The sequence below is a fragment of the Klebsiella sp. F11 genome (assembly GCF_056712265.1).
Genome location: NZ_CM160060.1, coordinates 4,358,978 through 4,385,126, shown reverse-complemented (window position 1 = coordinate 4,385,126; position 26,149 = coordinate 4,358,978). Strand labels below are relative to the sequence as shown.

27 protein-coding genes are annotated in these 26,149 nt (G+C 58.8%); 16 read left to right on the top strand and 11 right to left on the bottom strand.

The window, feature by feature from the left end; all coding sequences use genetic code 11:
- Positions 1-12 precede the first annotated feature (12 nt).
- A complete protein-coding gene (gene acpH, locus AC1M2H_RS21610; RefSeq protein WP_480148994.1) occupies positions 13-594 on the bottom strand; it encodes an ACP phosphodiesterase in 582 nt (193 codons plus the stop codon).
- 252 nt (positions 595-846) lie between these two features.
- On the opposite strand from acpH, the gene queA reads away from it, so the two are divergent.
- From queA to AC1M2H_RS21570, 8 genes are all read left to right on the top strand, one after another.
- Positions 847-1,911 carry a tRNA preQ1(34) S-adenosylmethionine ribosyltransferase-isomerase QueA gene (queA, locus tag AC1M2H_RS21605; RefSeq protein WP_480148993.1) on the top strand — a complete coding sequence of 355 codons (1,065 nt, stop codon included), beginning with the start codon at positions 847-849 and terminating at the stop codon, positions 1,909-1,911.
- 195 nt (positions 1,912-2,106) lie between these two features.
- Positions 2,107-3,234, top strand: a complete 1,128-nt coding sequence (gene tgt, locus AC1M2H_RS21600; RefSeq protein WP_426812891.1) for a tRNA guanosine(34) transglycosylase Tgt — start codon at positions 2,107-2,109, stop codon at positions 3,232-3,234.
- Between the two features lie 22 nt (positions 3,235-3,256).
- Complete coding sequence (yajC, locus tag AC1M2H_RS21595) at positions 3,257-3,589, top strand: preprotein translocase subunit YajC (RefSeq protein WP_095094335.1); 333 nt, start codon at positions 3,257-3,259, stop codon at positions 3,587-3,589.
- Between the two features lie 25 nt (positions 3,590-3,614).
- Positions 3,615-5,462: a protein translocase subunit SecD gene (gene secD, locus AC1M2H_RS21590; protein WP_480148992.1), complete on the top strand. Its 1,848-nt coding sequence runs from the start codon at positions 3,615-3,617 to the stop codon at positions 5,460-5,462.
- 10 nt (positions 5,463-5,472) lie between these two features.
- Entirely contained in the window at positions 5,473-6,444 is a 972-nt protein-coding gene (gene secF / locus AC1M2H_RS21585) for a protein translocase subunit SecF (protein ID WP_464414878.1), read from the top strand.
- 114 nt (positions 6,445-6,558) lie between these two features.
- On the top strand, positions 6,559-7,950 hold the full coding sequence (locus tag AC1M2H_RS21580; protein ID WP_480148991.1) for a M24 family metallopeptidase: 1,392 nt from the start codon (positions 6,559-6,561) through the stop codon (positions 7,948-7,950).
- Positions 7,951-8,037: 87 nt separating this feature from the next.
- Positions 8,038-8,415: a VOC family protein gene (locus AC1M2H_RS21575; protein ID WP_480148990.1), complete on the top strand. Its 378-nt coding sequence runs from the start codon at positions 8,038-8,040 to the stop codon at positions 8,413-8,415.
- Positions 8,416-8,464: 49 nt separating this feature from the next.
- Positions 8,465-9,160: a helix-turn-helix transcriptional regulator gene (locus AC1M2H_RS21570; protein ID WP_480148989.1), complete on the top strand. Its 696-nt coding sequence runs from the start codon at positions 8,465-8,467 to the stop codon at positions 9,158-9,160.
- Between the two features lie 51 nt (positions 9,161-9,211).
- Here AC1M2H_RS21570 and AC1M2H_RS21565 read toward each other — a convergent pair whose 3' ends face one another.
- A complete protein-coding gene (locus tag AC1M2H_RS21565; RefSeq protein WP_426812886.1) occupies positions 9,212-10,096 on the bottom strand; it encodes a nucleoside-specific channel-forming protein Tsx in 885 nt (294 codons plus the stop codon).
- 290 nt (positions 10,097-10,386) lie between these two features.
- Positions 10,387-10,929: a SadB/YajI family lipoprotein gene (locus AC1M2H_RS21560; protein ID WP_480148988.1), complete on the bottom strand. Its 543-nt coding sequence runs from the start codon at positions 10,927-10,929 to the stop codon at positions 10,387-10,389.
- A gap of 148 nt (positions 10,930-11,077) precedes the next feature.
- Here AC1M2H_RS21560 and nrdR point away from each other — a divergent pair, with 148 nt between their 5' ends.
- The 6 genes from nrdR to pgpA all read left to right on the top strand — a co-directional run bounded on the left by nrdR (position 11,078) and on the right by pgpA (position 15,299).
- Positions 11,078-11,527 carry a transcriptional regulator NrdR gene (nrdR, locus tag AC1M2H_RS21555; protein ID WP_480148987.1) on the top strand — a complete coding sequence of 150 codons (450 nt, stop codon included), beginning with the start codon at positions 11,078-11,080 and terminating at the stop codon, positions 11,525-11,527.
- 3 nt (positions 11,528-11,530) lie between these two features.
- Positions 11,531-12,634 (top strand): bifunctional diaminohydroxyphosphoribosylaminopyrimidine deaminase/5-amino-6-(5-phosphoribosylamino)uracil reductase RibD, encoded by a 1,104-nt coding sequence (gene ribD, locus AC1M2H_RS21550; protein WP_480148986.1) that lies wholly within the window; start codon positions 11,531-11,533, stop codon positions 12,632-12,634.
- Between the two features lie 184 nt (positions 12,635-12,818).
- Complete coding sequence (ribH, locus tag AC1M2H_RS21545) at positions 12,819-13,289, top strand: 6,7-dimethyl-8-ribityllumazine synthase (RefSeq protein ID WP_426812883.1); 471 nt, start codon at positions 12,819-12,821, stop codon at positions 13,287-13,289.
- Positions 13,290-13,311: 22 nt separating this feature from the next.
- Entirely contained in the window at positions 13,312-13,731 is a 420-nt protein-coding gene (nusB, locus tag AC1M2H_RS21540; protein WP_045854201.1) for a transcription antitermination factor NusB, read from the top strand.
- A 97-nt stretch (positions 13,732-13,828) separates the two neighbouring features.
- On the top strand, positions 13,829-14,806 hold the full coding sequence (gene thiL, locus AC1M2H_RS21535; RefSeq protein ID WP_480148985.1) for a thiamine-phosphate kinase: 978 nt from the start codon (positions 13,829-13,831) through the stop codon (positions 14,804-14,806).
- Positions 14,787-15,299, top strand: a complete 513-nt coding sequence (gene pgpA / locus AC1M2H_RS21530) for a phosphatidylglycerophosphatase A (protein WP_480152005.1) — start codon at positions 14,787-14,789, stop codon at positions 15,297-15,299. The genes thiL and pgpA overlap by 20 nt, the downstream gene beginning before the upstream one ends.
- 58 nt (positions 15,300-15,357) lie before the next feature.
- Here the strand turns inward: pgpA and AC1M2H_RS21525 are convergent, their stop codons facing one another.
- From AC1M2H_RS21525 to xseB, 4 genes are all read right to left on the bottom strand, one after another.
- Complete coding sequence (locus AC1M2H_RS21525) at positions 15,358-16,332, bottom strand: aldo/keto reductase (RefSeq protein WP_480148984.1); 975 nt, start codon at positions 16,330-16,332, stop codon at positions 15,358-15,360.
- Positions 16,333-16,396: 64 nt separating this feature from the next.
- Positions 16,397-18,259 (bottom strand): 1-deoxy-D-xylulose-5-phosphate synthase, encoded by a 1,863-nt coding sequence (gene dxs, locus AC1M2H_RS21520; protein ID WP_480148983.1) that lies wholly within the window; start codon positions 18,257-18,259, stop codon positions 16,397-16,399.
- Positions 18,260-18,277: 18 nt separating this feature from the next.
- Positions 18,278-19,177: a (2E,6E)-farnesyl diphosphate synthase gene (gene ispA, locus AC1M2H_RS21515; protein WP_480148982.1), complete on the bottom strand. Its 900-nt coding sequence runs from the start codon at positions 19,175-19,177 to the stop codon at positions 18,278-18,280.
- Positions 19,178-19,420: an exodeoxyribonuclease VII small subunit gene (xseB, locus tag AC1M2H_RS21510; protein ID WP_331834141.1), complete on the bottom strand. Its 243-nt coding sequence runs from the start codon at positions 19,418-19,420 to the stop codon at positions 19,178-19,180. It lies immediately after the preceding gene.
- 285 nt (positions 19,421-19,705) lie between these two features.
- Here xseB and thiI point away from each other — a divergent pair, with 285 nt between their 5' ends.
- Positions 19,706-21,154: a tRNA uracil 4-sulfurtransferase ThiI gene (thiI, locus tag AC1M2H_RS21505; RefSeq protein WP_480148981.1), complete on the top strand. Its 1,449-nt coding sequence runs from the start codon at positions 19,706-19,708 to the stop codon at positions 21,152-21,154.
- 68 nt (positions 21,155-21,222) lie between these two features.
- Here thiI and yajL read toward each other — a convergent pair whose 3' ends face one another.
- Together yajL and panE are read right to left on the bottom strand one after the other, a co-directional pair.
- Positions 21,223-21,816, bottom strand: a complete 594-nt coding sequence (gene yajL, locus AC1M2H_RS21500) for a protein deglycase YajL (protein WP_480148980.1) — start codon at positions 21,814-21,816, stop codon at positions 21,223-21,225.
- Complete coding sequence (panE, locus tag AC1M2H_RS21495; RefSeq protein WP_480148979.1) at positions 21,779-22,690, bottom strand: 2-dehydropantoate 2-reductase; 912 nt, start codon at positions 22,688-22,690, stop codon at positions 21,779-21,781. Before panE ends, yajL begins: the two co-directional genes overlap by 38 nt.
- A 198-nt stretch (positions 22,691-22,888) precedes the next feature.
- On the opposite strand from panE, the gene AC1M2H_RS21490 reads away from it, so the two are divergent.
- Positions 22,889-23,380: a YajQ family cyclic di-GMP-binding protein gene (locus AC1M2H_RS21490; RefSeq protein WP_041144301.1), complete on the top strand. Its 492-nt coding sequence runs from the start codon at positions 22,889-22,891 to the stop codon at positions 23,378-23,380.
- A gap of 27 nt (positions 23,381-23,407) precedes the next feature.
- Here AC1M2H_RS21490 and AC1M2H_RS21485 read toward each other — a convergent pair whose 3' ends face one another.
- Together AC1M2H_RS21485 and AC1M2H_RS21480 are read right to left on the bottom strand one after the other, a co-directional pair.
- Complete coding sequence (locus AC1M2H_RS21485; protein ID WP_480148978.1) at positions 23,408-24,772, bottom strand: MFS transporter; 1,365 nt, start codon at positions 24,770-24,772, stop codon at positions 23,408-23,410.
- A gap of 156 nt (positions 24,773-24,928) precedes the next feature.
- Positions 24,929-26,107 carry a Gfo/Idh/MocA family protein gene (locus AC1M2H_RS21480; protein ID WP_480148977.1) on the bottom strand — a complete coding sequence of 393 codons (1,179 nt, stop codon included), beginning with the start codon at positions 26,105-26,107 and terminating at the stop codon, positions 24,929-24,931.
- Positions 26,108-26,149 lie beyond the last annotated feature (42 nt).

Sequence of the window (26,149 nt, the reverse complement as noted above, 5' to 3'; positions counted from 1 at the left end):
AAAGCGCAATCTTTATAGTTCGCGCCTGGTGGCCTGCGCCATCATGCGCGGGTAAAAAAGCCAGAACTGCTGCTCCAGTTTGTCATAGTGGGTATCGAGGTCCTGCCAGGAGTCGCGCAGGGCATCGAGGCGCGGGCGACGGCTGGCCATGCCGTTGAGAACGCTCTGAATAAAGTCCATATCTTCATAGCGTTCAAGCCAGCGCTCCGACCACAAATAGGCATTGAGATTGACGAAGCGCGGCGGCGAGTCCGGCAATATGGTTGCCACCTGGGCATGGGCATAGCGGACGAACTTGCTGAGCGGCATATCGGGCGAGATGCGGTCCCAGTGGCGGGAGAGGAAGTGATCCCACATAACGTCGAGCGTAATTGGCGCCACGCGCCGGGTTTGCGGACGAAACCACTCCCGGGCGGCCTTAACTTCCGCCAGATTGTCGGTCATGACGTCGATGCGCCGATGCATAAAAATGCCGTCGACAATGTCGGCCGGGAAGTCTGCCTGGGGATTGCCGCGAACGAAATCAGCCAGAAGATTGCCGGGCAGAGAGCTGTCGGCGAGATGGGCTAAGTGCAGGTGTGCAAGAAAATTCATATACCTTTTATCCTTCAAACTGCCTCTTTGTTGGCTTCAGCTACCCGGCTCATCTTTGAGCCTCGCCGTTGCGGGCCGCCACTCTGCGGCGTTCAAATTCGTTCCTGACGAATTTGTCATTCAGCTGCCGCGTCGATGCATCTTGAATGGTTTTGTGGATAGATTATGTTATTCATCCAGAGGGGTAAAGGTTGCAGGGAGAACGCCCCGGCACTAGACTACCCGCCTCTTTATTTAGTCTGAGCCACCGTCATGCGCGTTACCGATTTTTCCTTTGAACTGCCCGAATCCCTGATCGCCCACTATCCGCAGCCCGAGCGCAGTAGCTGCCGCCTGCTGTCGTTAGAGGGGCCGACGGGGGCGCTGACGCACGGCACTTTCACCGATCTGCTCGATAAGCTCAACCCCGGCGACCTGCTGGTCTTTAACAATACCCGGGTGATCCCGGCGCGCCTGTTCGGACGTAAGGTCAGCGGCGGCAAGATTGAAGTGCTGGTCGAGCGCATGCTTGATGACAAACGTATTCTGGCGCACATCCGCGCCTCGAAGGCGCCGAAGCCCGGGGCCGAGCTGCTGCTGGGCGATGATGAAAGCATCCAGGCCACGATGGTGGCGCGCCACGACGCGCTGTTTGAAGTCGAGTTTAACGACCCACGTCCGGTGCTGGATATTCTCAACAGCATCGGCCATATGCCGCTGCCGCCCTATATCGACCGCCCGGATGAAGACGCCGACCGCGAGCTGTACCAGACCGTTTATAGCGCCAGACCGGGCGCGGTAGCCGCGCCGACTGCGGGCCTGCACTTTGACGAACAGCTGCTGGAGAAGCTGCGCGAGAAGGGCGTTGAGATGGCGTTCGTGACGCTGCACGTCGGCGCGGGGACGTTCCAGCCGGTGCGCGTGGACAGCATTGAAGATCACATCATGCACGCCGAATACGCCGAAGTCCCGCAGGATGTGGTTGATGCGGTGCTGGCCGCCAAAGCGCGCGGCAGCCGCGTTATCGCCGTGGGAACGACCTCGGTACGTTCGCTGGAGAGCGCGGCCCAGGCGGCAAAAAACTATCTCATCGAACCCTTCTTCGGCGACACGAAGATTTTTATCTATCCGGGATATCAGTACAAAGCGGTGGACGCGCTGGTCACCAACTTCCATCTGCCTGAATCCACTCTGATTATGCTGGTTTCGGCGTTTGCCGGCTATCAGCACACCATGAACGCCTATAAGGCTGCGGTAGAACAAAAATATCGCTTTTTTAGCTACGGGGACGCGATGTTTATCACGTACAATCCGCGGGCTATTTTTGAGCGTCCGTAAGAAGGCTATCTCACTTGCCATTTTGACGCCGGGCAGCGCTCGCCATCCTCACGTACTGCGTGTACGCGCCGGTGGCTGCGCGCTGGCCGAGCCTAAACTGGCGGCGCCGATGACGCCTTCAGGTATTTTTAGCTATGGAACCATTCCGTGGCGAGTTGTTAAACGTCAGACTGTTTTTCTGACGCAGGAGTGATAATGAAATTTGAACTGGATACCACCGACGGTCGCGCCCGCCGCGGCCGCCTGGTGTTTGAGCGCGGCGTGGTTGAAACGCCTGCATTTATGCCCGTCGGGACCTACGGTACCGTTAAAGGGATGACGCCGGAAGAAGTTGAAGCCACCGGCGCGCAGATCATTCTCGGCAACACGTTCCACCTGTGGCTGCGTCCTGGCCAGGAGATCATGAAGCTGCACGGCGATCTGCACGACTTTATGCAGTGGAAAGGGCCGATTCTCACCGATTCCGGCGGCTTTCAGGTCTTTAGCCTCGGCGATATCCGCAAGATAACTGAGCAGGGCGTGCACTTCCGTAACCCGATCAACGGCGATCCTATCTTCCTCGATCCGGAAAAATCGATGGAGATTCAGTTCGATCTCGGCTCCGATATCGTGATGATCTTCGACGAATGTACGCCGTATCCGGCGGAGTGGGATTACGCGAAGCGCTCGATGGAAATGTCTCTGCGCTGGGCGCAGCGCAGCCGCGACCGCTTTGACGGCCTGGGCAACAAAAACGCGCTCTTCGGTATCATTCAGGGCAGCGTTTACGAAGATTTACGTGATATCTCCGTTAAAGGTCTGGTAGATATCGGCTTTGATGGCTACGCTGTCGGCGGTTTGGCTGTCGGCGAGCCGAAGGAAGACATGCATCGTATCCTCGAGCACGTCTGCCCGCAGATCCCGGCGGATAAACCGCGCTATCTGATGGGCGTCGGCAAACCGGAAGATCTGGTTGAAGGGGTACGTCGCGGTATCGATATGTTCGACTGCGTTATGCCTACGCGTAACGCGCGTAACGGTCACCTTTTCGTCACCGATGGCGTGGTGAAGATTCGTAATGCGAAGCATAAAAGCGACACCGCGCCGCTGGATGCCGAGTGTGATTGCTATACGTGTCGCAATTATTCACGCGCTTACTTGCATCATCTCGATCGTTGCAACGAAATATTGGGCGCGCGCCTCAATACCATTCATAACCTTCGCTACTATCAGCGCTTAATGGCTGGTTTACGCAAGGCTATTGAAGAGGGTAAATTAGAGAGCTTCGTGGCCGATTTTTACCAACGTCAGGGACGAACCGTTCCGCCTTTGAACGTTGATTAATTTTAATAATGAGGGAATTTCAATGAGCTTTTTCATTTCTGATGCGGCAGCAGCAACCGGTGGCGCAGCGCAGAGCAGCCCGATGTCTCTGATCCTGATGCTGGTGGTGTTTGGTCTGATTTTTTACTTCATGATCCTGCGCCCACAGCAGAAACGCACCAAAGAACATAAAAATCTGATGAGCTCCATCGCCAAGGGTGATGAAGTGCTGACGAATGGTGGCCTGGTGGGGCGCGTCACTAAAGTTGCCGAAAGCGGATACATTGCTATCGCACTGAACGACACCACTGAAGTGGTTATCAAACGTGACTTCGTAGCCGCCGTTCTGCCGAAAGGCACCATGAAGGCGCTGTAATCCACTTTTCCCTAAGGGAACTGCCGTGTTAAACCGTTATCCTTTGTGGAAGTACGTCATGCTGGTCGTCGTCATTGTCGTCGGCCTGCTGTACGCGCTCCCCAACCTGTATGGTGAGGATCCGGCCGTTCAAATCACTGGCGCGCGCGGCGTCGCCGCCAGTGAGCAAACGCTGATCCAGGTCCAGAAAACGTTACAAGAAGAAAAAATTACCGCTAAGTCTGTGGCACTGGAAGAGGGCGCAATCCTTGCGCGCTTCGACACCACCGATGTCCAGCTGCGCGCGCGCGAAGCGCTGGTAGAGGTGTTAGGCGATAAGTACGTCGTGGCGCTGAACCTTGCGCCGGCAACCCCGCGCTGGCTGGCCGCCATTTACGCTGAGCCGATGAAGCTCGGGCTTGACCTTCGCGGCGGCGTGCACTTCCTGATGGAAGTCGACATGGACACCGCGCTGGGCAAACTGCAGGAACAAAATATCGATAGCCTGCGCAGCGAGCTGCGCGATAAAGGCATTCCTTACTCCACCGTGCGTAAAGAAGACAATTTTGGTCTGAGCATCGCTTTCCGCGACGCCAGCGCGCGCGATCAGGCGATCTCTTATCTTAGCCCGCGCCACCGCGACCTGGTTATCTCCACTCAGGGCAGCACCGGCCTGAAAGCCGTAATGACCGACGAGCGCCTGAAAGAAGCCCGCGAATACGCCGTGCAGCAGAACATCAACATTCTGCGTAACCGTGTAAACCAGCTCGGCGTTGCCGAACCGCTGGTGCAGCGTCAGGGCGCCGACCGCATCGTGGTTGAACTGCCGGGTATTCAGGACACCGCGCGCGCAAAAGAGATCCTTGGCGCCACCGCGACCCTGGAGTTCCGTCTGGTTAACAGCAACGTTGATAGCGCAGCCGCAGCATCTGGCCGCGTACCGGGCGATTCCGAAGTCAAAGATACGCGCGAAGGGCGGCCGGTTGTGCTGTACAAGCGCGTGATTCTGACCGGTGACCACATTACCGACTCCACTTCCAGCATGGACGAGTTCAACCAGCCGCAGGTTAACATCTCGCTGGACAGCGCCGGCGGCAACATCATGTCTAACTTCACCAAGGACAATATCGGTAAGCCGATGGCGACCCTGTTTGTGGAGTACAAAGACAGCGGTAAGAAGGACGCCAACGGTCGTGCCATTCTGGCGAAAGAGGAAGAGGTGATTAACATCGCCAACATCCAGTCTCGCCTGGGCAATAGCTTCCGTATCACCGGTATCAGCAACCCGAACGAAGCGCGTCAGCTCTCTCTGCTGCTGCGTGCCGGTGCGCTGATTGCGCCGATTCAGATCGTTGAAGAACGCACCATCGGTCCAACCCTGGGGATGCAGAACATCAAGCAGGGCCTGGAAGCGTGTCTGGCCGGTCTGGTGGTGTCGATCCTGTTCATGATTTTCTTCTATAAGAAATTCGGCCTGATCGCGACCTCGGCGCTGGTGGCGAACCTGGTGCTGATCGTCGGTATCATGTCCCTGCTGCCGGGGGCGACGCTGAGTATGCCGGGGATCGCGGGTATCGTGCTCACCCTTGCGGTGGCGGTCGATGCTAACGTACTGATCAACGAGCGTATTAAAGAAGAGTTGAGCAACGGACGTTCCGTTCAGCAGGCGATTGACGAAGGTTACCGGGGCGCATTTAGCTCGATCTTCGATGCGAACATTACGACGTTGATCAAAGTTATCATCCTGTACGCGGTCGGTACCGGTGCCATTAAAGGGTTTGCTATTACCACCGGTATCGGCGTGGCGACCTCGATGTTTACCGCTATCGTCGGCACCCGTGCCATCGTGAACCTGCTGTACGGCGGCAAGCGCGTTAAAAAGCTGTCTATCTGAGGAGTGCGTTGTGGCACAGGAATATACTGTTGAACAATTAAACCACGGCCGTAAAGTCTATGACTTTATGCGCTGGGACTACTGGGCTTTCGGCATTTCCGGTTTTCTGCTGATTGCCGCCATCGTGGTGATGGGCGTGCGCGGATTTAACTGGGGTCTCGATTTCACCGGCGGTACGGTGATTGAAATTACCCTCGAAAAACCCGCCGAACTGGACCAGATGCGCGAAGCGCTGCAGAAGGCGGGCTTTGAAGAGCCGCAGCTGCAGAACTTCGGCAGCAGCCGCGACATCATGGTGCGTATGCCGCCGGTACATGATACCAACGTCAGCCAGGAGCTGGGCAGCAAGGTCGTGAGCGTGATTAACGCGGCGACCAGCCAGGACGCGACGGTGAAACGAATCGAGTTCGTGGGGCCGAGCGTCGGGGCCGATCTTGCACAAAGCGGCGCGATGGCGCTGCTGGCGGCGCTGATCTGTATCCTGGTGTACGTCGGTTTCCGCTTCGAGTGGCGTCTGGCTGCCGGGGTGGTTATCGCCCTGGCGCACGACGTGGTCATTACGATGGGCATCCTCTCGCTGTTCCATATCGAGATTGACCTGACCATCGTCGCCTCGCTGATGTCGGTTATCGGCTACTCGCTGAACGACAGCATCGTGGTATCTGACCGTATTCGTGAAAACTTCCGTAAGATCCGCCGCGGTACGCCGTACGAGATCTTCAACGTGTCGTTGACCCAGACGCTGCATCGTACGTTGATCACTTCCGGGACCACGTTGGTGGTGATCCTGATGCTGTACCTCTTTGGTGGTCCGGTTCTCGAAGGCTTCTCGCTGACGATGCTGATTGGTGTCTCCATCGGTACGGCCTCTTCTATCTACGTGGCGTCCGCGCTGGCGCTGAAGCTGGGCATGAAGCGCGAGCATATGCTGCAGCAGAAAGTTGAAAAAGAAGGGGCGGATCAGCCGTCAATTCTGCCGTAAGGTAGTCCCGTTCTGATAACGCAATCCCGGTCGCAAGGCCGGGATTTTTTTATTACAGCTTCGCCAATTTTGGTTACTCTCCATTATCCGCATTTATGACATGGAGAAACGCCAATGGCCGCCATAACCCTTTCCGCAGTAGCCCAACCGACCCTCTGGCACGACGTGCCCAGCGTGACGCTCAGCGATGAAACCTTACGCCTGCGCAAAACAAAGGTGCTGACGCAGATGCGCCGGTACGGCGTTGATACGCTGGTTGTGTATGCCGATAAAGAGCACGGCGGCAACTTTGAGTATCTCACCGGATTTATTCCGCGCTTTGAAGAGGCGCTGCTGGTGCTGCACGGCGATGGCGAAGCGGTGCTGGTGCTGGGCAATGAAAACCTCAAGCTGGCGGCCAGCGCTCGCCTGGCGAACCGGGCGCTCCCGGCGCCGTGGTTCTCGTTGCCGAACCAGCCGATGGATGGCGATAAAACGCTGCCGCAGCTGCTGCAGGAGGCCGGCGTGGAGGCCGGGAAAAGCATCGGCCTGGCGGGCTGGAAGCTATTTACCGGCAGCGCTGACGATACGGCGCAGATGTTCGACATCCCGGCCTTTATCGTCGATGCGCTTCGCCTCGCCGCCGGGCCGCAGGCGACGTTACGCAACGCCACGGGGATATTTATCGCCCCGGACGGCGGAGCGAGAACGCTCAACTGCGCCAACGAGCTGGCGCACTACGAATATGGCGCTAACCTTGCGTCTACGGCGATCCTCACGGCGTTGAATGCCATTGAGGCGGGAAAAACGGAAAAGCAGATCGGCGCGCTGCTGGCGGCGGAAGGCCAACCCAACAACGTGGTGATGATTGCCGCCACCGGCGATCGCTTCGCCTACGCGAACCTTTATCCCGGCGATAAAGTCATTCAGGTCGGGGATAAATTCTCGCTAACCACCGGCTTTAAAGGGGGGCTGAGCAGCCGGGCGGCGTACGTGGTGCGCGACGAGGCCGAGCTGGCGCCGGAGGTGGCGGATTATCTGCAGGTGGTGGCGAAGCCCTATTTTTACGCGGTGGTCAGCTGGCTGGAGAATCTGCGTATCGGCATGCGCGGCGGCGAGATGTACGACCTTATCGAGCGGGGCCTGCCGAAGGCGGAGTACCGCTGGCATCTGAATCCGGGGCATCTGGTGGCCGATGAAGAGTGGCTCTGTTCGCCCATCGGGCCGAACTCCGACGCCCGCCTGCAGAGCGGGATGATCCTGCAAATCGACATTATCCCTTCGCGGGCGGGCTACGCCGGTGCCAGCATTGAAGACACCGTGGCGCTGGCGGATGACTCTCTGCGCCACGAGCTGGCGCAGGCCTATCCGGATCTCTGGCAGCGTATCGTCACCCGGCGGCGCTACATTCGAGAGCAGCTGGGGATTGCGCTACCGGAGGAGGTGCTGCCTTTTTCCAACACCGTGGGCTATCTCCGCCCCTGGCTGCTCGATAAGCAGCGGGCCCTGGTTTGCTCGGCGGGTTAATCGCAGGCGGCGATCGCTCCTGACAGTACGCTGTCAGGAGTCCTGCCGTAGACTCCTCCTAAACCCAAACAGTGGACAGGAGGATGTATGAACAACGTAATTAACTGGTTTGAAATTCCGGTAGCCGACATGGATCGCGCGGTGGCGTTTTACGAGCCGGTGCTGCAGGTGGCGCTGCGGCGGGAAAATATGGATGGCGCTGAAATGGCCGTTTTCCCGTATCAGGATCCGGCGCCCGGCGGCGCGCTGGCTAAGTTTGATGGGATTCAACCTGCCGACCGGGGATGCGTTATCTATCTGCATACTGACAATCTGGCCGCGACCCTCGACCGCGTAAATTCCGCCGGCGGGAGCTGCGTCTTTGGCCCGCTTGAGCTGTCTAACGATATCGGCACCATCGCACTGTTTATTGATAGCGAAGGTAACCGGCTTGGCCTGCATCAGCCGAAGAATCTGCCCCAGTAATGCTCGATGACGCCTGTGGGGCAGCCCCTGGACAATAAGAGAAACGATAATGAGCCGACGCGCCGACCGCCTTTTTCAAATCGTGCAGATCCTGCGGGGGAGAAGGCTAACCACCGCCGGGCTGCTGGCGGAGCGGCTCGGCGTATCGGAGCGCACCATCTATCGGGATATCCGCGACCTGTCGCTTTCCGGCGTGCCGGTGGAGGGCGAGGCCGGCAGCGGATATCGCCTGCTGGCAGGCTACAGTTTACCGCCCTTGATGCTGACGACCCAGGAGTCGGAAGCGCTGGTGGCCGCCATTCGGCTGCTGCAAACCTGGGGAGGCGAATCGCTGTCCCGGGCGCTGGAGTCGGCTCAGGAAAAGGTGCTCGCGATTTTACCTGAGGAGAGCCGGCGCAAGGCCGAACAATCGCGGCTGTTTGCGCCGGACTTTGGCGTTCAGGGCTACAGCAAGGCGCAGTTCGATCTGGTGCATCGGGCGGTTTCCGGTCAGCGGGTGCTGGCGCTGCGCTATCGCGACGAAGCGGGAAAGGTGTCGCAGCGCGAAGTGCTGCCGCTGGGGCTCTTTTTCTGGGGCGAGCGCTGGCTGCTGTTGGGCTGGTGCGAGCTCCGCGATGATTACCGCTGCTTTCGCCTCGACCGCTGTCTGGACGTGGCTGCCACCGGGCGCCTTTTCAGCGAGCGGGCCGACCGTTCATTGAGTGATTTTTTGCGTAAGGTGAGGTGCGAAGATCGTCAAGCATAAAGCGGGTCAATCGTGCTCCCCGGCGCGGAGGCCGGGGAGCATCAGGCAGGATTAGAAGTTGTAACCCACCACGAAGTAGCCACCCCAGCCGGTCGAGCGAACGTTGAAATCGCCGTCGCCGAAGTTCAGATTAGCATCATTCGCCCACTGGCCGCCGTTATGGAAGTAACGCGCCACGACCGAGTAGTGCCAGTGCGCGTAGTTCAGCGACAGGATGTGGCTGGACGCGATGGAGTTGCTGGTGCGCGCATGTTTGCCGTTCTGGTCGTAGAAGTTGTCATCGCCCAGATCGGAGCCCCAGTCAAAGTTGGTGAAGCCGATATAGCTCAGCGAGCCGCCCCACAGGTCGGTCAGCGGAACAAAGTATTTCACCTTGAAGCGGTAGCCATCCCACTCGTTTTCGTTGGATGCGCCGTAGTTCTGCCACTGGTATTTAGCGTAGACGTTCAGGGAGAGGCTCATCGGCAGGCCGGTATCGATGTCGGTACCCAGACCCATATACCAGGTGCTCTGACGACCGGACGCGTTGCGGCCCATATCGTAGATGTAGTTGTTAGCGAAATACCACTCTTTAAACGGACCGAAGCTCAGGTCGGTATTGGTCAGCTTATCGATAGAGAAGCGCGGCTCAATTTCCATAAACAGCGGGGAACCGTGGTTCCAGATACCTTTCGCGTTGGTGTTACCGCCGAAGAATACTGGTGCATCCATGTAACCGTAGAAATCAAACCAGTCTTTCTTGGCAAACGCTTCGTATTCGAGGTAGGTATCGTTGCGGATTTGCGGCCCAAAACGGGTGTGGTAGCTACCCACCACGTTTACACTCTGGTGCCACCAATCAGACAGGTACTGCGGTTTGTCGTTTTCTGCCGCGCCGGCAGTGAAAGATGCGGAGAGCGCCACGACGGCGCTTGCTGCCAGTAATGTTTTTTTCATATTGATGCCACTGTTTAAATTGAGCCGAAAGGCGTGAAGAAATTTGCCGAAGCGTATCTAAATATTTCGTATTTCTGTGGCGTCTATTATAGGAATCATCGCTCACAAAAATACGTGTTGTTTCACAGAACGAAAACATACGTAATCGATTGCGTTCACGATTCTATGCATTTCTTGACAGAATGCCACTGAAATTCATCACTGGTGCCTATTTTTTCTGAACTGTTACGAAAAATTGTAAATGGATTTTCGGCGGGGAAGCCGGACGTCAGAAACGCCCGGCGGAGATCTTACTGCGCGTCTGCGGGCTGAATATCGTGGATGCGTACGAAGCCTAACTGTTCCGGCGTGACGCCGCTGAGGCGTAGCGGAATGTCGACGTCGCTCGGCGCCAGAACGCTGGCGTGCGCGCTAATCAGCTGGTCGTGGACGTTGACCTCCCGGTAGCTCTCGGTGGTGCCGCTGATTTCTCCGGAGGCGACGGTCGCGCTAAACGCCGGCAGCGGATCGTTTGATTCACCCTGAATACGCAGCGTCAGACGGGTGCCGTCGCCGTCAGGGGTGATATCGCGCAGCGACATCCGCAGGGTGCCTATCTGGCTGTTGAGCCGCGCGGGCGTTTTCGCTCCGGGCAGCAGGTAGACGCCGCTGCTGGACTTCGCGTTCAGGGCGTTTTGCTGGGTAATTTTCACCGTTTGCTGACTGAGCTGGGTCATCTCCTTGCTCAGGGTGCTCACGCTCTGATGCATCTGGCGAACTTCGCTTTGCTGAGCGCAGGCGCTGAGCGTAAAAAGGCTACCCACAATCGCCAGCTTCAAATAACGTCTTGTCATGGTCGGGATTCCGTTAACAGAGGGATGCTTAATGGTAGATCGTTTGCATAAGCGCACTATAGATCCTTTGTCTCAAAAGCTCTTTCTTTGTAGTCGGGTCACTTCGCGGTAAACTATCTGCCAGTTTAACTTGATGCCAGGACGCGCTATGCATTGCCCTTTCTGTTTCGCCGTAGATACTAAAGTGATCGACTCTCGCCTGGTGGGGGAGGGTTCTTCTGTGCGTCGTCGTCGGCAGTGCCTGGTCTGCAATGAACGCTTCACCACCTTCGAAGTGGCCGAGCTGGTGATGCCGCGAGTGGTAAAAAGCAACGACGTCCGCGAGCCCTTCAACGAAGATAAGCTGCGCCGCGGGATGCTCAAAGCGTTAGAAAAGCGCCCGGTCAGCGCCGACGATGTAGAAATGGCGCTCAACCACATCAAAACGCATCTGCGCGGCACCGGCGAACGCGAAGTTCCCAGCAAAATGATCGGCAACCTGGTGATGGAACAGCTGAAGAAGCTGGATAAAGTCGCCTACATCCGCTTCGCTTCCGTCTATCGCAGTTTTGAAGACATCAAAGAGTTCGGCGAAGAGATCGCCCGCTTACAGGATTAAGCCATGCGTGACGAAATATACATGGCACGCGCGCTCAGGCTCGCCGCGCGCGGTCGCTTTACCACCCACCCGAACCCCAACGTCGGCTGTGTCATTGTCAAAGACGGCGAAATTGTCGGCGAAGGTTTCCACTACCGCGCCGGCGAGCCGCATGCCGAAGTGCACGCGCTGCGCATGGCCGGAGCAAGGGCCAAAGGCGCCACCGCCTACGTCACCCTGGAGCCCTGCAGCCATCACGGACGCACGCCGCCGTGCTGCGAGGCGCTGATCGCCGCAGGCGTTGCGCGGGTGGTGGCCGCGATGCAGGATCCTAACCCGCAGGTGGCCGGGCGCGGCCTGTATCGCCTGCAGCAGGAGGGCATTGACGTTAGCCACGGCCTGATGATGGGCGAGGCCGAAGCGCTAAATAAGGGCTTCCTGAAGCGGATGCGCACCGGCTTTCCCTATATTCAGCTAAAAATGGGCGCCTCGCTTGACGGCCGTACGGCAATGGCCAGTGGCGAAAGCCAGTGGATCACCTCGCCGCAGGCGCGACGCGACGTGCAGCGCCTGCGCGCGCAGAGCCACGCGATCCTCACCAGCAGCGCCACCGTCCTCGCGGATGACCCGGCGCTGACCGTGCGCTGGGACGAGCTCATGCCTGATATTCAGGCGCGCTATCCGCAGGAGAATCTGCGCCAGCCGCTGCGTATCGTCATCGACAGCCAAAACCGCGTAACGCCGCAGCACCGCATCGCGCAGCAGGCGGGAGAAACGCTATTTGCCCGCACCCGTCAGGACTCCCGCGAGTGGCCTGAGAACGTGCGCACCCTGCAGATCCCGGAGCATCAAGGCCATCTCGATCTGGTGGTGCTGATGATGCAGCTGGGCAAACAGCAGGTTAACAGCATCTGGGTGGAGGCCGGTCCCGGTCTTGCCGGCGCGCTGCTGCAGGCGGGGCTGGTGGACGAGCTGATCGTCTATATTGCGCCTAAACTCTTAGGAAGCGATGCGCGCGGGCTCTGCGCGCTGCCGGGGCTTGAGAAGCTGGCCGATGCCCCCCATTTCACATTCACCGAGATACGCCACGTCGGCCCGGACGTGTGCCTGCATTTAGCGAGCGCATGATCTCCCTGCCCAACGGGAGAGCGCGCTTATTCAGCATGCGACGAGACCGCGAGCGTGGGACCAGGTCTGAAGAGAGGCCGGGCCGGCCGCCGCTCACGGCAGAGCAGTTTGCAGGATGAAGTGTATAAAATTTTATGGTAGAATCCGCCCCCCTTGCGGGGCCAAATGAACCCGAAGGAAGAGTATGAACATTATTGAAGCTAACGTTGCTACCCCGGACGCTCGCGTCGCCATCACCATTGCGCGTTTCAACAACTTTATCAATGACAGCCTGCTGGAAGGTGCTATCGATGCCCTGAAGCGCATCGGTCAGGTAAAAGATGACAATATTACCGTTGTTTGGGTTCCAGGCGCGTACGAGCTGCCGCTGGCGGCTGGCGCACTGGCAAAAACCGGTAAATATGACGCGATAATTGCACTGGGTACGGTGATCCGTGGCGGTACCGCGCACTTTGAATATGTGGCTGGCGGAGCAAGCAATGGCCTGGCGCACGTTGCCCAGGAAAGCGACATTCCGGTAGCCTTTGGTGTTCTGACCACCGAAAGCATTGAGCAAGCCATCGAACGCGCTGGCACCAAGGCCGGTAACAAGGGCGCAGAAGCTGCGCTGACCGCGCTGGAAATGATTAACGTATTGAAAGCCATCAAGGCCTGAATTTTTTTGTAAGGGGAATTCCGTGAAACCTGCTGCTCGTCGCCGCGCCCGTGAGTGTGCTGTCCAGGCGCTTTACTCCTGGCAGTTATCGAAAAACGACATCTCTGATGTTGAATACCAGTTCCTGGCGGAACAGGACGTTAAAGATGTCGACGTTCTGTATTTCCGCGAACTGCTGTCCGGAGTGGCGACTAACAGCGCATACCTCGACGGGCTGATGAAGCCGTACCTGTCTCGCCTGCTTGAAGAGCTGGGCCAGGTTGAGAAGGCGGTACTGCGTATCGCGCTGTTCGAACTGTCAAAACGTGACGATGTGCCGTACAAGGTCGCCATCAATGAAGCCATTGAGCTGGCGAAAACCTTCGGTGCTGAAGATAGTCACAAGTTTGTCAACGGCGTGCTGGATAAAGCAGCTCCGGCAATTCGTCCTAACAAAAAGTAAACTCCAGGCCGGGCTTTGCAGGACTCATCCTCGTGAACCCGGTCTTAGAGCCTGCCCCGGTAGGCTCTCATTTTTTTCTTCTGCTGAGGCATAACGTATGGCATGCGGCGAATTCTCCCTGATTGCCCGTTATTTTGATCGCGTAAAAAGCATGCGTCTCGATGTGGAAACCGGCATTGGTGACGACTGCGCGCTCCTGAATATTCCCGATAAAAAAACGCTGGCAATCAGCACCGACACCCTGGTGGCGGGCAACCATTTCTTACCGGATATCGATCCTGCCGATCTGGCCTATAAAGCGCTGGCCGTCAATCTGAGCGACCTTGCGGCGATGGGCGCGGAGCCGGCGTGGCTGACGCTGGCGCTGACGCTGCCGGAGGTGGACGAAGCGTGGCTGGAGTCCTTCAGCGATAGCCTGTTTATGCTGCTCAACTACTACGACATGCAGCTGATCGGCGGCGATACCACCCGCGGTCCGCTGTCGATGACGCTGGGTATCCACGGCTTCGTGCCGCCGGGACGCGCCCTCAAGCGCTCCGGGGCGAAGCCCGGCGACTGGATTTACGTGACCGGTACCCCGGGCGACAGCGCCGCCGGGCTGGCCATTCTCCAGGAGCGGCTGGCGGTGGATGACGCCGCCGACGCCGACTATCTGCTGGCGCGCCATCTGCGCCCGATGCCGCGCGTGCTGCACGGGCAGGCGCTGCGCGATCTGGCGAGCTCGGCTATCGACCTGTCCGACGGCCTGGTCTCCGATCTGGGCCATATCCTTAAGGCCAGCGGCTGCGGGGCGCGCATCGACCTCGACGCGATGCCGCTATCCGAGGCGCTGCAGCGCCAGGTTGCGCCGGGGACGGCTCTGCGCTGGGCGCTTTCCGGCGGCGAAGATTATGAGCTGTGCTTTACCGTACCTGAGCTCAACCGCGGCGCGCTCGAGGTGGCGATTGGCCAGCTGGGGGCGCGATTTACCTGTATCGGCCAGGTTGGTGCCGAAGCCGACGGCCTGCAGTTTGTGCAGGAGGGTAAGCCGGTGAAGCTTGATTTAAAGGGGTACGATCATTTTGGCGCGCAGTAAAGATATCGCAAAAAGTCGGCTGAATCTGCTTAACCCCTGGCATCTGCTGGCGACCGGCTTCGGCAGCGGGCTCAGCCCTATCGTCCCCGGGACCATGGGATCGCTGGCGTCGATTCCGTTCTGGTACCTGATGACGTTTCTGCCGTGGCAGCTCTATTCGCTGCTGGTGATGATGAGTATCTGTATCGGGGTCTATATCTGCCACCGCACGGCGAAAGATATGGGCACCCACGATCACGGCAGCATCGTCTGGGACGAGTTTGTCGGAATGTGGATAACCCTGATGGCGCTGCCGACGCTCGACTGGCAGTGGGTCGCCGCCGGATTCGTCATTTTCCGCATTTTCGATATGTGGAAGCCGTGGCCGATTCGCTGGTTCGACCGTAATATTCACGGCGGAATGGGGATCATGGTCGATGATATTGTCGCTGGCGTGATTTCGGCGGGCGTGCTGTACGTCATCGGCCATCACTGGCCGATCGGCCTTATCTGACGCTAAAACCCCGGTAGCGCGCTGCCTGCCGGGGTTTTGACTCAGCGCCGTCGGCGGGCTATTTGAATCCGACCACCGGATGCGGCTGATACGGCGCCTCCAGCTTTTCTACCTGCTCCGGCGTCAGGGTTAAATCGACCGCGCTCAGCAGCTCATCCAGCTGCTCCTGACGCGAGGCGCCGATAATCGGCGCCGCCACGCCGGGCTTGCTCAGCAGCCACGCCAGCGCCACCTGCGCCCGCCCGACCCCCAGTTCCTCTGCAACTTCCGCGAGATTCGCCGCGATCAGCTCATCGTTGCTATCGGTGGCGCTGTACAGCGACTGGCCAAACTCGTCGGAGACCAGCCGCGCGGTGGTTTCCCCCCACGGACGGGTCAGACGGCCGCGCGCCAGCGGGCTCCAGGGGATGATCGATACCCCTGCACGGTTGCACAGCGGCAGCATTTCGTTCTCTTCTTCGCGGTAAATCAGGTTGTAATGATCCTGCATGGTGACGAAGCGCGCCCAGCCGTTGCGCTCCTGCAGCTCCAGCGCCTGGGCAAACTGGCGGGCGTGCATCGACGAGGCGCCGATATAGCGCGCTTTACCCGCCTTCACCACCTCGTTCAACGCTTCAAGGGTCTCTTCAATCGGCGTGGTGTAGTCCCAGCGGTGGATCTGCAGAAGGTCGACATACTCCATTCCCAGGCGTCGCAGGCTGTCGTCGATAGAGCGCAGGATCTGCGCGCGGGAGAGGCCTTCCGGCAGATCGCCAACCTGGTGGTACACCTTGGTGGCGACCACTACCTCGTCGCGGCGGGCGAAGTCGCGCAGGGCGCGGCCGACGATCTCTTCGCTGCTGCCGTCAGAGTAGCTGTTCGCCGTATCGAAGAAGTTGATACCGCCTTCCAGCGCGCGCTGAATCAGCGGGCGGCTGCTCTCTTCCGGTAGCGTCCAGGCGTGTTTGCCCCGATCCGGCTCGCCGAAGGTCATACAGCCGAGACAGAGTCGGGAAACCCGCAGGTTGGTTGCTTGAGGCGTGATGTATTGCATTGATATGCTCCTGCTATGCGCTAAAAAGGGTTTCTTTTAAGCATAGCAGGAGCCGTTCGGAGGGTTATGCGAGCCAGGCCGTGATTTTGGCTTCGATACCCGCGGCGTCGAGGCCGAGGTCGACGTGCACTTCTTCCTGGGTTCCCTGAGGAATAAAGAAGTCCGGCAGGCCGATATTCAGCACCGGCACCGGGCGACGGTGCGCCATCAGCAGCTCATTGACGCCGCTGCCCGCGCCGCCCATGATCGCGTTCTCTTCCAGGGTGACCAGCGCCTCGTGCCCGGCGGCCAGCTGCAAAATCAAAGCGTTATCAAGCGGCTTCACAAAGCGCATATCCACCAGGGTGGCGTTGAGCTTTTCCGCCACCCGAGCGGCTTCCGGCAGCATGGTGCCGAAGTTTAGGATCGCAATTTTCTCGCCTTCGCGCTTAACGACGCCCTTGCCGATCGGCAGCAGGGTCAGCGGCTCCAGCGTCGCGCCGGTACCGCTTCCGCGCGGATAGCGCACCGCGCTTGGGCCGTCGGCGTAGTGATAGCCGGTATACAGCATCTGGCGGCACTCGTTCTCGTCGCTCGGCGTCATGATGACCATCTCCGGAATGCAGCGCAGGAAGGAGAGGTCGAAGGCGCCCTGATGCGTCTGGCCGTCGGCGCCGACGATGCCGGCCCGGTCGATGGCAAACAGCACCGGCAGCTTCTGGATCGCGACGTCGTGAATCACCTGATCGTAAGCGCGCTGCAGGAAGGTGGAGTAAATGGCCACCACCGGCTTATAGTCGCCGATTGCCAGTCCGGCGGCAAAGGTCACCGCGTGCTGCTCGGCAATCGCTACATCGAAATACTGGTCAGGGAATTTTTTCGAGAACTCGACCATCCCCGAGCCTTCGCGCATGGCCGGGGTCACGGCCATCAGCTTGCTATCTTTCGCCGCGGTTTCGCACAGCCAGTCGCCGAAAATTTTAGAATAAGAGGGCAGGCCGCCGCTGCTTTTCGGCAGCACCCCGCTGGTATGGTCAAACTTAGGCACCGCGTGGAAGGTGATTGGGTCCTTTTCCGCCGGCTCATAGCCGCGGCCTTTTTTGGTCATAATATGCAGGAACTGCGGCCCTTTCAGATCGCGCATGTTCTTCAGCGTATTGACCAGACCGAGCACGTCGTGACCGTCCACCGGCCCGATGTAGTTAAAGCCCAGCTCTTCAAACAGGGTCCCGGGAACCACCATGCCTTTGATGTGTTCTTCGGTGCGTTTGAGCAGCTCTTTAATCGGCGGCACGCCTGAGAACACCTTCTTGCCGCCTTCGCGCAGGGTCGAGTAGAGCTTGCCGGAAAGCAGCTGCGCGAGATGATTATTCAGCGCGCCGACGTTCTCCGAAATCGACATTTCGTTGTCGTTGAGTACGACCAGCAGGTCCGGTTTGATATCGCCCGCGTGGTTCATGGCCTCAAACGCCATCCCGGCGGTGATCGCTCCGTCGCCAATAACGCAGACCGCGCGCCGCTGTTTATCTTCCTTCGCGGCGGCAATGGCGACCCCAATGCCCGCTGAAATGGAGGTCGATGAGTGTCCGACGCTCAGCACGTCATATTCGCTTTCGCCGCGCCACGGGAACGGGTGCAGGCCGCCTTTCTGCCGAATGGTGCCGATTTTGTCACGGCGGCCGGTCAGAATTTTATGCGGGTAGGCCTGGTGGCCAACGTCCCAGATCAGGCGATCGAAAGGGGTGTTATAGACGTAGTGAAGCGCCACGGTCAGTTCGACCGTGCCGAGGCCGGAGGCAAAATGCCCGCTGGAACGGCTGACGCTGTCCAGCAGGTAGCGCCGCAGTTCGTCGCACAGCTTCGGCAGGCTATCTTTCGGCAACAAACGCAGCTCCTGGGTGGAATCTACCAGCGCCAGGGTCGGGTATTTGGCAATATCAAAACTCATCAGAGACTCATTTATTGTTTATTTATCGCGCTGAATTATGTAATTCGCGAGCGCTTCCAGTGCCGTTGTATCCAGAGATTGCGCGGCCAGCTCATTGAGCGACCGGCGGGCGTCTTCAATCAGGTCATGCGCTTTGTTCCGGGCTTGCTCAAGTCCCAGAAGCGCGGGGTAGGTGCTTTTGCCCAGCTGCTGATCGGCTCCCTGACGTTTGCCAAGGGTCGCAGTATCCCCTACCACGTCAAGAATGTCATCCTGGACCTGGAAGGCGAGGCCGATATTTTCCGCGTAGCGATCGAGCGCCGGCAGCGCCGCACGACCGCGTTCGCCGGCGCTCAGGGCGCCCATGCGCACCGCCGCGCGAATCAGCGCCCCGGTTTTATGGCGATGAATGCGCTTGAGCGCCTCGAGGTCAACCTGACGGCCTTCGGCTTCGAGATCCAGCGCCTGGCCGCCGCACATTCCGGCGACGCCGCTGGCCTGCGCCAGCTCGGAAACCATAGCCAGCCGGTCGCGATCCGGGACTTCCGGCATCGCCGCATCACTTAGTATAGAAAACGCCAGCGTTTGTAGGGCGTCTCCGGCAAGAATTGCGTTCGCTTCGCCAAATTTAATATGGCAGGTAGGCAGACCGCGGCGCAGATCGTCATCGTCCATGGCCGGCAGATCGTCATGCATCAGCGAATAGGCGTGGATGCATTCGACGGCCGCGGCCGGCGCGTCGAGGGTGGCGCGGCTGACGCCAAACATGTCGCCGGTGGCGTATACCAGGAAGGGGCGCAGGCGCTTGCCGCCTAATAATGCGCCGTACTGCATGGCTTCAACCAGCGGAGTGTTCTGAAACGGCAGCGGCGCGAGAAAACGGCGCAGCGCGTCGTTAGCCTGCACAACGCAGGCCTGTAGCTGTTGCGGGAAATCCATCTATTCAGCGTCCGGCGTAAAGGGCGTCAGCGGCGTATCTTCGCTCTCTGCCAGCAGAATTTGTACGCGCTGCTCGGCCTGCTGCAGCCTGGCCTGTCCCTGACGCGCCAGCTGCACGCCGCGTTCAAACTCGCCGAGCGCTTCTTCTAACGGCAGCGCGCCGCTTTCCAGACGATTGACGATCTGCTCCAGCTCGCTGAGGGCAGTTTCAAAGCTGGCCGGGGCCTCATTTTTCTTTGGCATAGTGAATATAGACTCTTGTTATGTCGCGACAGCAGTATGGTAACGAAGTCACGTGGTTAAGCAAATATGCGCCTTGTCCGGCAAGCAGCCCCGGCCTAAGCCTGATGCGCTCCCGGCGAACGTCTCGCCCCGGCTGCGGCAGATGATTTAGCGTAAAACACGCAATGCCAGGTGAAAAGCGTCCATTAGTGGTATACTTCGCGCCCTGGATGCAGGCACCGCGGTGCGCTGCAGTACATCTTTTGCTTAAAGCCCTGTCGGGCTTGCCAACGAACTATTGTCGCCATGAAGTTTATCATTAAATTGTTCCCGGAAATCACCATCAAAAGCCAATCTGTGCGATTGCGCTTCATTAAAATCTTAACCGGGAACATTCGTAACGTTCTCAAAAACTATGATGAGACGCTCGCCGTTGTTCGTCATTGGGATCATATCGAAGTTCGCGCGAAAGACGAAAATCAGCGTCCGGCTATTCGCGATGCGCTGACCCGAATTCCCGGTATTCACCATATCCTCGAAGTTGAAGACGTCCCTTTCACTTCGCTGCACGATATTTTCGAGCAAACGCTGCCGCTGTGGCGTGAGACGCTGGAAGGCAAAACCTTCTGCGTGCGCGTCAAGCGTCGCGGTAAGCATGAGTTTACCTCTATCGAAGCGGAACGCTACGTCGGCGGCGGTCTGAACCAGCATATCGAAACGGCCCGCGTTAAGCTGACCAACCCGGATATCACCGTCAATCTGGAGATCGAAAACGATCGCCTGCTGCTGGTGAAAGGGCGCTATGAAGGCATCGGCGGTTTCCCCATCGGTACTCAGGAAGACGTGATGTCGCTGATCTCCGGCGGCTTCGATTCCGGTGTCTCCAGCTACATGCTGATGCGTCGCGGCTGCCGCGTACACTACTGCTTCTTTAACCTCGGCGGCGCGGCGCACGAAATCGGCGTTCGTCAGGTCGCGCACTACCTGTGGAACCGCTTCGGCAGCTCCCATCGCGTGCGTTTTGTGGCGATTAACTTCGAGCCGGTGGTCGGTGAGATCCTCGAAAAAGTTGACGATGGCCAGATGGGCGTCGTGCTTAAGCGCATGATGGTTCGCGCGGCCTCTCAGGTAGCCGAGCGCTACGGCGTGCAGGCGCTGGTGACCGGCGAAGCGCTGGGCCAGGTATCGAGCCAGACGCTGACCAACCTGCGGCTGATCGATAACGTCTCCGATACGCTGATCCTGCGTCCGCTGATCTCTCACGATAAAGAGCACATCATCAACCTGGCGCGCGAAATCGGTACCGAAGACTTTGCCCGCACCATGCCGGAATACTGCGGCGTGATCTCGAAGAGCCCGACCGTGAAGGCGGTGAAGGCGAAGATCGAAGCAGAAGAGCAGAACTTCGATTTCAGCATCCTCGATAAGGTGGTTGCGGAAGCCAGTAACGTCGATATTCGCGATATCGCCCAGCAGGCCCAGCAGGACGTGGTTGAGGTTGAAACCGTCAGCGGTTTTGGCCCGAACGACGTGATTCTGGATATTCGCTCGGTTGACGAGCAGGATGACAAACCGCTGAAGGTGGAAGGCGTCGACGTGGTTTCGCTGCCGTTCTACAAGCTGAGCACCCAGTTCGGCAACCTCGACCAGAGCAAAATCTGGCTGCTGTGGTGCGAGCGTGGCGTAATGAGCCGCCTGCAGGCGCTCTATCTCCGCGAGCAGGGCTTTACGAACGTGAAGGTCTATCGCCCGTAAGCGACTGAGAGTGAAAAGACGCCCGGATAGCGGCCCTATGCCGCCTTATCCGGGCGGCTGATTGCGGGTCAGGCTTCGTAGAAGTTATAGATTCCCGCCGCCATTACCAGCTGTGAAGCGACCTCATAGGCCTTCTCACGGCCGACCAGCAGATCGATCATCTTGAGCGCAAAATCAATCGATGTTCCCGGCCCCTGGCTGGTGAGCAGGTTAACCCGCGGATCCCAGACCACGCGCTTATCCTGCCACTGTTCGACGGGAATTTGATCCTTCAGCGCCGGAAAGCCGGTCATGTTGCCGATGGGAAACAGATTATGCGGCACCAGCACCGTGGCGGCAGCGGCGCAGATGGCGGCGACGATCCGTCCGGAGAGATGGAACTGCCGGACCGTTTCTACCAGCAGCGGGCTATCGCGGAAGCATTCCGCTCCCTTGATACCGCCGGGCAGGACGATAATGTCATAATCGCCGTCGGCCACTTCCACCAGCGGCGCATCGGCCAGCAGCTTCACGCCGCGCGAGCAGACAATCGTCAGGCTACCATCGCCGGCGACGCTGGCGGTGGTGACCTGCACCCCGCCGCGCACTAATAAATCGATAGCGGTGACCGCTTCCGTCTCTTCGCTACCAGGGGCGAGGCAAATCAGTGCCGACGCGCTCATATTCATTCTCCTTCCGCTTTACCAGTTCAAACATGCGGGCGTTTTCCGGTACGGCAAGGCCGTGGGCGCGGGCGCGCTTAAGCAGAAAACCGGTGATGTAGTCGATTTCCGTATGACGCTGAGCGCGGATATCCTGCAGCATCGAAGAGATATTTTCTGCCGTACTTTCAATTACCTGATGGACGTAAAATAGCAGGTTTTCCGGCGACGTATGTAATCCTTCGCGCTCCATCACCGCGGCGACCTCCCGGCAGATGGTCTCTACTTCCGCCGCCGCGTCACGTAAATCGCCGTTTTTGCAGTCTCTTAGCGCCGTCAGCGGGTTAATCACGCAGTTGACCGCCAGCTTGCTCCAGAGCGCCGGCTGGATATTATTGTGCCAGGCCACGTCCGGCAGGACGTTTTGCAGCGTATCGGCAAGCGCGCTGTAGTCCTGCGGATAGGCCTTTGCCGGGCCGATATGGGTGGTACCGTTCGCGACGTGGATGATGACGTTGCCGTCGCGCCGCGCGGCCTGGGTGGTTGACGCCAGCAGCAGGGGCTGCCTGACGCCTTTCAGCTCGTCGACGGTGCCCATTCCGTTATGGATAAGCAGTATCGGGGAAGAGGCGGGCAGGCGATCGGCGAGGTTTTTTACCGCCGTAGAGACCTGCCAGGCCTTCAGGGTGACCAGCAGCAGGTCGCTGCTGGCGAGAAAATCGGGATCGTTGGCGGTTAACGACTCGTTGAAAATGCTGCCGTCAGTCGCGATCAGATTGACGCTGCAGAAGGGTTGTGGGACGCGCAGCCACCCCTGGACTTCATGTCCCTGTTTACACAGCGCGGTCAGCCACAGCTGCCCAAGCGCACCGCATCCGAGTACGGTTACCTTCATTCATCCTCCTCACCTGCGACAACCCCAGGCACTCATAGCTAAAGTATATACTCGTTGTCCTTCCGGCTGCAGCCAATGCCGCCGCGGCGGGAAAAACCTGGAGCATAGCGCCGTCAGCTATGCTTGCGGGATAACCAGTTGAGTTATGCCGTGTTGCAGGTATTATGCAACGCAAAAGAAACGAAAGGAGAGAAAAAGATGCCATCTTTCGATATTGTCTCTGAAGTCGATCTTCAGGAAGTTCGAAACGCCGTAGAGAACGCAACCCGTGAAGTTGAATCGCGTTTTGATTTTCGCAACGTGGAAGCCAGCTTTGAGCTGAACGAAAAAAATGAGACCATCAAGGTTCTCAGCGAGTCTGATTTCCAGATTAACCAACTGCTGGATATTCTGCGCGCTAAGCTGCTGAAGCGCGGCATCGAGGGCAGCTCTCTCGAGGTGCCGGAAGAGTTCGTGCACAGCGGGAAAACCTGGTTTGTCGATGCCAAACTGAAGCAGGGCATTGAGAGCACGATGCAGAAAAAAATCGTTAAGCTCATCAAAGACAGCAAGCTGAAGGTGCAGGCGCAGATTCAGGGCGAAGAGATCCGCGTGACCGGCAAGGCGCGTGACGATCTGCAGGCGGTAATGGCGCTGGTGCGCGGCGGCGATTTGGGCCAGCCGTTCCAGTTCAAGAACTTCCGCGACTAATAAAAAAGCGGGTTATCCCCGCTTTTTTTAACTGCCTTTTATCGCCTGCTCAACCTCGAAGCGATTGGTCAGCTTGCTGTCGATTTTGACGTAGACCGAACGCTCTTCGGCCACCACCAGCGCCTGTTTTACCCCGTCGAGGGTTAGCAGACGCGTCTGCAGCGTATCATCCACGCCCACGTCGCCCGGGATTTCAATTCTCAGACTGCTGACGTACGGCGGTTCGCTCATCGTTCCGGCAACCAGCAGCCACAGCATCGCCAGCAGCGCGCCGAGCAGGAATACGGTCTGCGAATCGAAGAAGCCGTCAACCCAGCCGCCGAGCGCGCCGCCAATCGCCACGCCGAGAAACTGGCTGGTGGAGTAGATGCCCATCGCGGTGCCTTTGTATCCGGCCGGCGACTCCTTGCTAATCAACGACGGCAGCAGCGCTTCCAGCAGGTTAAAGGCAAGGAAGAACAGCTGAATCCCTGCCACCAGCTCCCAGAAGTATCCGCCCGCGCCCCACAGAACGATTTCGGCCACCAGCAGCAGCGCGACGCAGAACAGAAAGACGTGCTTCATCTTGCGCTTCACTTCCGCATAGATGATAAACGGCACGACCGAGACAAAAGAGATAAGCATGGTCACCAGATAAATCTTCCAGTGCTCGGCGGCGGGGAAACCCGCGGCCTCCAGCTGGCCGGGAAGGGCGACGAACGTCGACATCAGCATGATGTGCAGGCACATAATGCCGAAATTGAGCTTCAGCAGCTTTGGCTCGGCGAGGACTTTGCGAAAGCAGTCTTTTACCATGCCTGATTCGCGGTTCAGGACGTGATTATGGCTGTTGGGCACCACCCACAGGGTGAGCAGAATGCCGATTGACGCCAGTCCGGCGATCATCCAGAACAGAGCGTGCAGGCCCAGCTGGTGGGTGACTATCGGCCCCAGCACCATGGCGATAGCAAAGGTCACGCCGAAGCTGACGCCAATGAAAGCCATCGCTTTCGTGCGGTTCTGCTCGCGGGTTAAATCGGAAAGGAGCGCCATGACCGCGGCGGCAATCGCCCCGGAGCCCTGCAGCGCCCGGCCAAGAATAATGCCCCAGATGGAGTTGCTGAGCGCGGCGATAACGCTGCCGATAACGAAGATCAGCAGGCCGCCAACGATCAGCGGCTTACGGCCGATACGGTCGGAAAGCAGGCCGAAGGGGATCTGAAACAGGGCCTGGGCCAGTCCATAAATACCAATCGCCAGGCCAATAAGCGCCTCGCTGGCGCCCTGTAATGCCATACCATAGGTGGTTAGAACCGGCAGAACCATAAACATGCCGAGCATACGCAGCGAGAATACGGTCCCTAAACCCCAGGTCGCGCGCAGTTCACCTGGCGTCATTTTGTTATCGTTCATTACCACCTCAATCGAAAAACTGCGCCTAGTGTAGTGGGGGGAGCTGAAAGGGTAAATAAATGTTTGTTTAACAGATATTACCGGTGTGTAGCGCGGTGAGGTAAGTACGGCAGAAATAAAGAAACCGGTGGAGGAAACCCCACCGGGATACTGCATTTATTGTAAATTGAAGTCAACCCACTGGCCGCCGGCGTCGGCGGACTTCACGCACTGTTCAACCCAGTAGACGCCGTGCAGGCCGGCTTCGACGTTTGGGTACCAGAAGTCTGCCAGCAGCTCAGCGTCGCCGCGATCCGTCGCATCCATAGCGATAGCGAAGCGGCGGTAGAGGTTTGCCCAAGCTTCGAACAGCCCCTCCGGATGGCCGCCGCCGATGCGATCGTCCGCCAGCGCCTCGCGGCTGAGATAGGGCATTCCGCGCTCGAGGATCCGCGCCGGTTCGCCCTGCACCTCGTAGCTGAGCTGGTTGGGGCGCTCATCCCACCATTCGATACTCGCCTTTTCACCGACCACGCGCACCTTTTGCGAATGCATGGCGCCGCTGTTGATCGCGCTGGTCCACATCGAAGCGACGGCGCCGTTGTCGTACTCCATCAGCACGAAGGCGTTATCCTCCAGCGGCGCCCGCGACTTGACGAAGCTCTGGCGGGAGCACATCAGGCGCTTAATGTTGAGCTGCGGCACCATGGTTTCGGCGATAAACAGCGGGTGCGTGGCGAGGTCGCCCAGCACGTAGCTTGGGCCCGCGTACTCCGGCGTCACCCGCCAGCGGGTCGATTCCGCCTGCAGCTCGACCGCCTCGTTATGAAAGCCGTGGGCGAACTGCATGGTGATTACCCGGATCTCGCCGAGCAGCCCTTCGGCGATCATCTGCCGCGCCTGCTGGACCATCTGATATCCGGCATAGCCGTAGGTGACGCCGACGATTTTGTTCTGTCGGCGGCTCAGGGCCAGCAGCTCGTTGGCTTCGGCGGCGGTAAAGCACAGCGGCTTTTCGCAGATGACGTGCAGCCCGGCCTCCAGCGCGGCTTTGGCGATCGCGAAGTGGGTATTGTTTGGCGTGGTGACCGACACCGCCTCGACGCCATCCGGGCGCTGCGCCTCCTCGCGAAACAGGGTTTGATAATCGGCGTAGCAGCGCTCCGGCGCGATGCCGAGCTGCTGGCCAAACCGGCGTCCGCGTTCGGCATCGATATCGAGCGCCCCCGCCAGCAGGGTAAAGACGCCGTCGCGCAGCGCCGCAGAGCGGTGGCTGTAGCCAATCTGGCTGGTGCCGCCGCCGCCGATCATCCCCCAGCGCAGGGAACGGGGCAGGGGTTTCATGCCGTTTAACATGGAGCTCTCCTTTCAAAAAACACGGGGTCAGAGGGGACGTTG

Excerpts from the sequence above, each read along its gene's own strand:
- acpH (WP_480148994.1), bottom strand. The coding sequence starts at position 594 with ATGAATTTTCTTGCACACCTGCACTTAGCCCATCTCGCCGACAGCTCT.
- queA (WP_480148993.1), top strand. The coding sequence starts at position 847 with ATGCGCGTTACCGATTTTTCCTTTGAACTGCCCGAATCCCTGATCGCC.
- tgt (WP_426812891.1), top strand. The coding sequence starts at position 2,107 with ATGAAATTTGAACTGGATACCACCGACGGTCGCGCCCGCCGCGGCCGC.
- yajC (WP_095094335.1), top strand. The coding sequence starts at position 3,257 with ATGAGCTTTTTCATTTCTGATGCGGCAGCAGCAACCGGTGGCGCAGCG.
- AC1M2H_RS21580 (WP_480148991.1), top strand. The coding sequence starts at position 6,559 with ATGGCCGCCATAACCCTTTCCGCAGTAGCCCAACCGACCCTCTGGCAC.
- AC1M2H_RS21575 (WP_480148990.1), top strand. The coding sequence starts at position 8,038 with ATGAACAACGTAATTAACTGGTTTGAAATTCCGGTAGCCGACATGGAT.
- AC1M2H_RS21570 (WP_480148989.1), top strand. The coding sequence starts at position 8,465 with ATGAGCCGACGCGCCGACCGCCTTTTTCAAATCGTGCAGATCCTGCGG.
- AC1M2H_RS21565 (WP_426812886.1), bottom strand. The coding sequence starts at position 10,096 with ATGAAAAAAACATTACTGGCAGCAAGCGCCGTCGTGGCGCTCTCCGCA.
- AC1M2H_RS21560 (WP_480148988.1), bottom strand. The coding sequence starts at position 10,929 with ATGACAAGACGTTATTTGAAGCTGGCGATTGTGGGTAGCCTTTTTACG.
- nrdR (WP_480148987.1), top strand. The coding sequence starts at position 11,078 with ATGCATTGCCCTTTCTGTTTCGCCGTAGATACTAAAGTGATCGACTCT.
- ribD (WP_480148986.1), top strand. The coding sequence starts at position 11,531 with ATGCGTGACGAAATATACATGGCACGCGCGCTCAGGCTCGCCGCGCGC.
- ribH (WP_426812883.1), top strand. The coding sequence starts at position 12,819 with ATGAACATTATTGAAGCTAACGTTGCTACCCCGGACGCTCGCGTCGCC.
- thiL (WP_480148985.1), top strand. The coding sequence starts at position 13,829 with ATGGCATGCGGCGAATTCTCCCTGATTGCCCGTTATTTTGATCGCGTA.
- AC1M2H_RS21525 (WP_480148984.1), bottom strand. The coding sequence starts at position 16,332 with ATGCAATACATCACGCCTCAAGCAACCAACCTGCGGGTTTCCCGACTC.
- dxs (WP_480148983.1), bottom strand. The coding sequence starts at position 18,259 with ATGAGTTTTGATATTGCCAAATACCCGACCCTGGCGCTGGTAGATTCC.
- ispA (WP_480148982.1), bottom strand. The coding sequence starts at position 19,177 with ATGGATTTCCCGCAACAGCTACAGGCCTGCGTTGTGCAGGCTAACGAC.
- xseB (WP_331834141.1), bottom strand. The coding sequence starts at position 19,420 with ATGCCAAAGAAAAATGAGGCCCCGGCCAGCTTTGAAACTGCCCTCAGC.
- thiI (WP_480148981.1), top strand. The coding sequence starts at position 19,706 with ATGAAGTTTATCATTAAATTGTTCCCGGAAATCACCATCAAAAGCCAA.
- yajL (WP_480148980.1), bottom strand. The coding sequence starts at position 21,816 with ATGAGCGCGTCGGCACTGATTTGCCTCGCCCCTGGTAGCGAAGAGACG.
- panE (WP_480148979.1), bottom strand. The coding sequence starts at position 22,690 with ATGAAGGTAACCGTACTCGGATGCGGTGCGCTTGGGCAGCTGTGGCTG.
- AC1M2H_RS21490 (WP_041144301.1), top strand. The coding sequence starts at position 22,889 with ATGCCATCTTTCGATATTGTCTCTGAAGTCGATCTTCAGGAAGTTCGA.
- AC1M2H_RS21485 (WP_480148978.1), bottom strand. The coding sequence starts at position 24,772 with ATGAACGATAACAAAATGACGCCAGGTGAACTGCGCGCGACCTGGGGT.
- AC1M2H_RS21480 (WP_480148977.1), bottom strand. The coding sequence starts at position 26,107 with ATGTTAAACGGCATGAAACCCCTGCCCCGTTCCCTGCGCTGGGGGATG.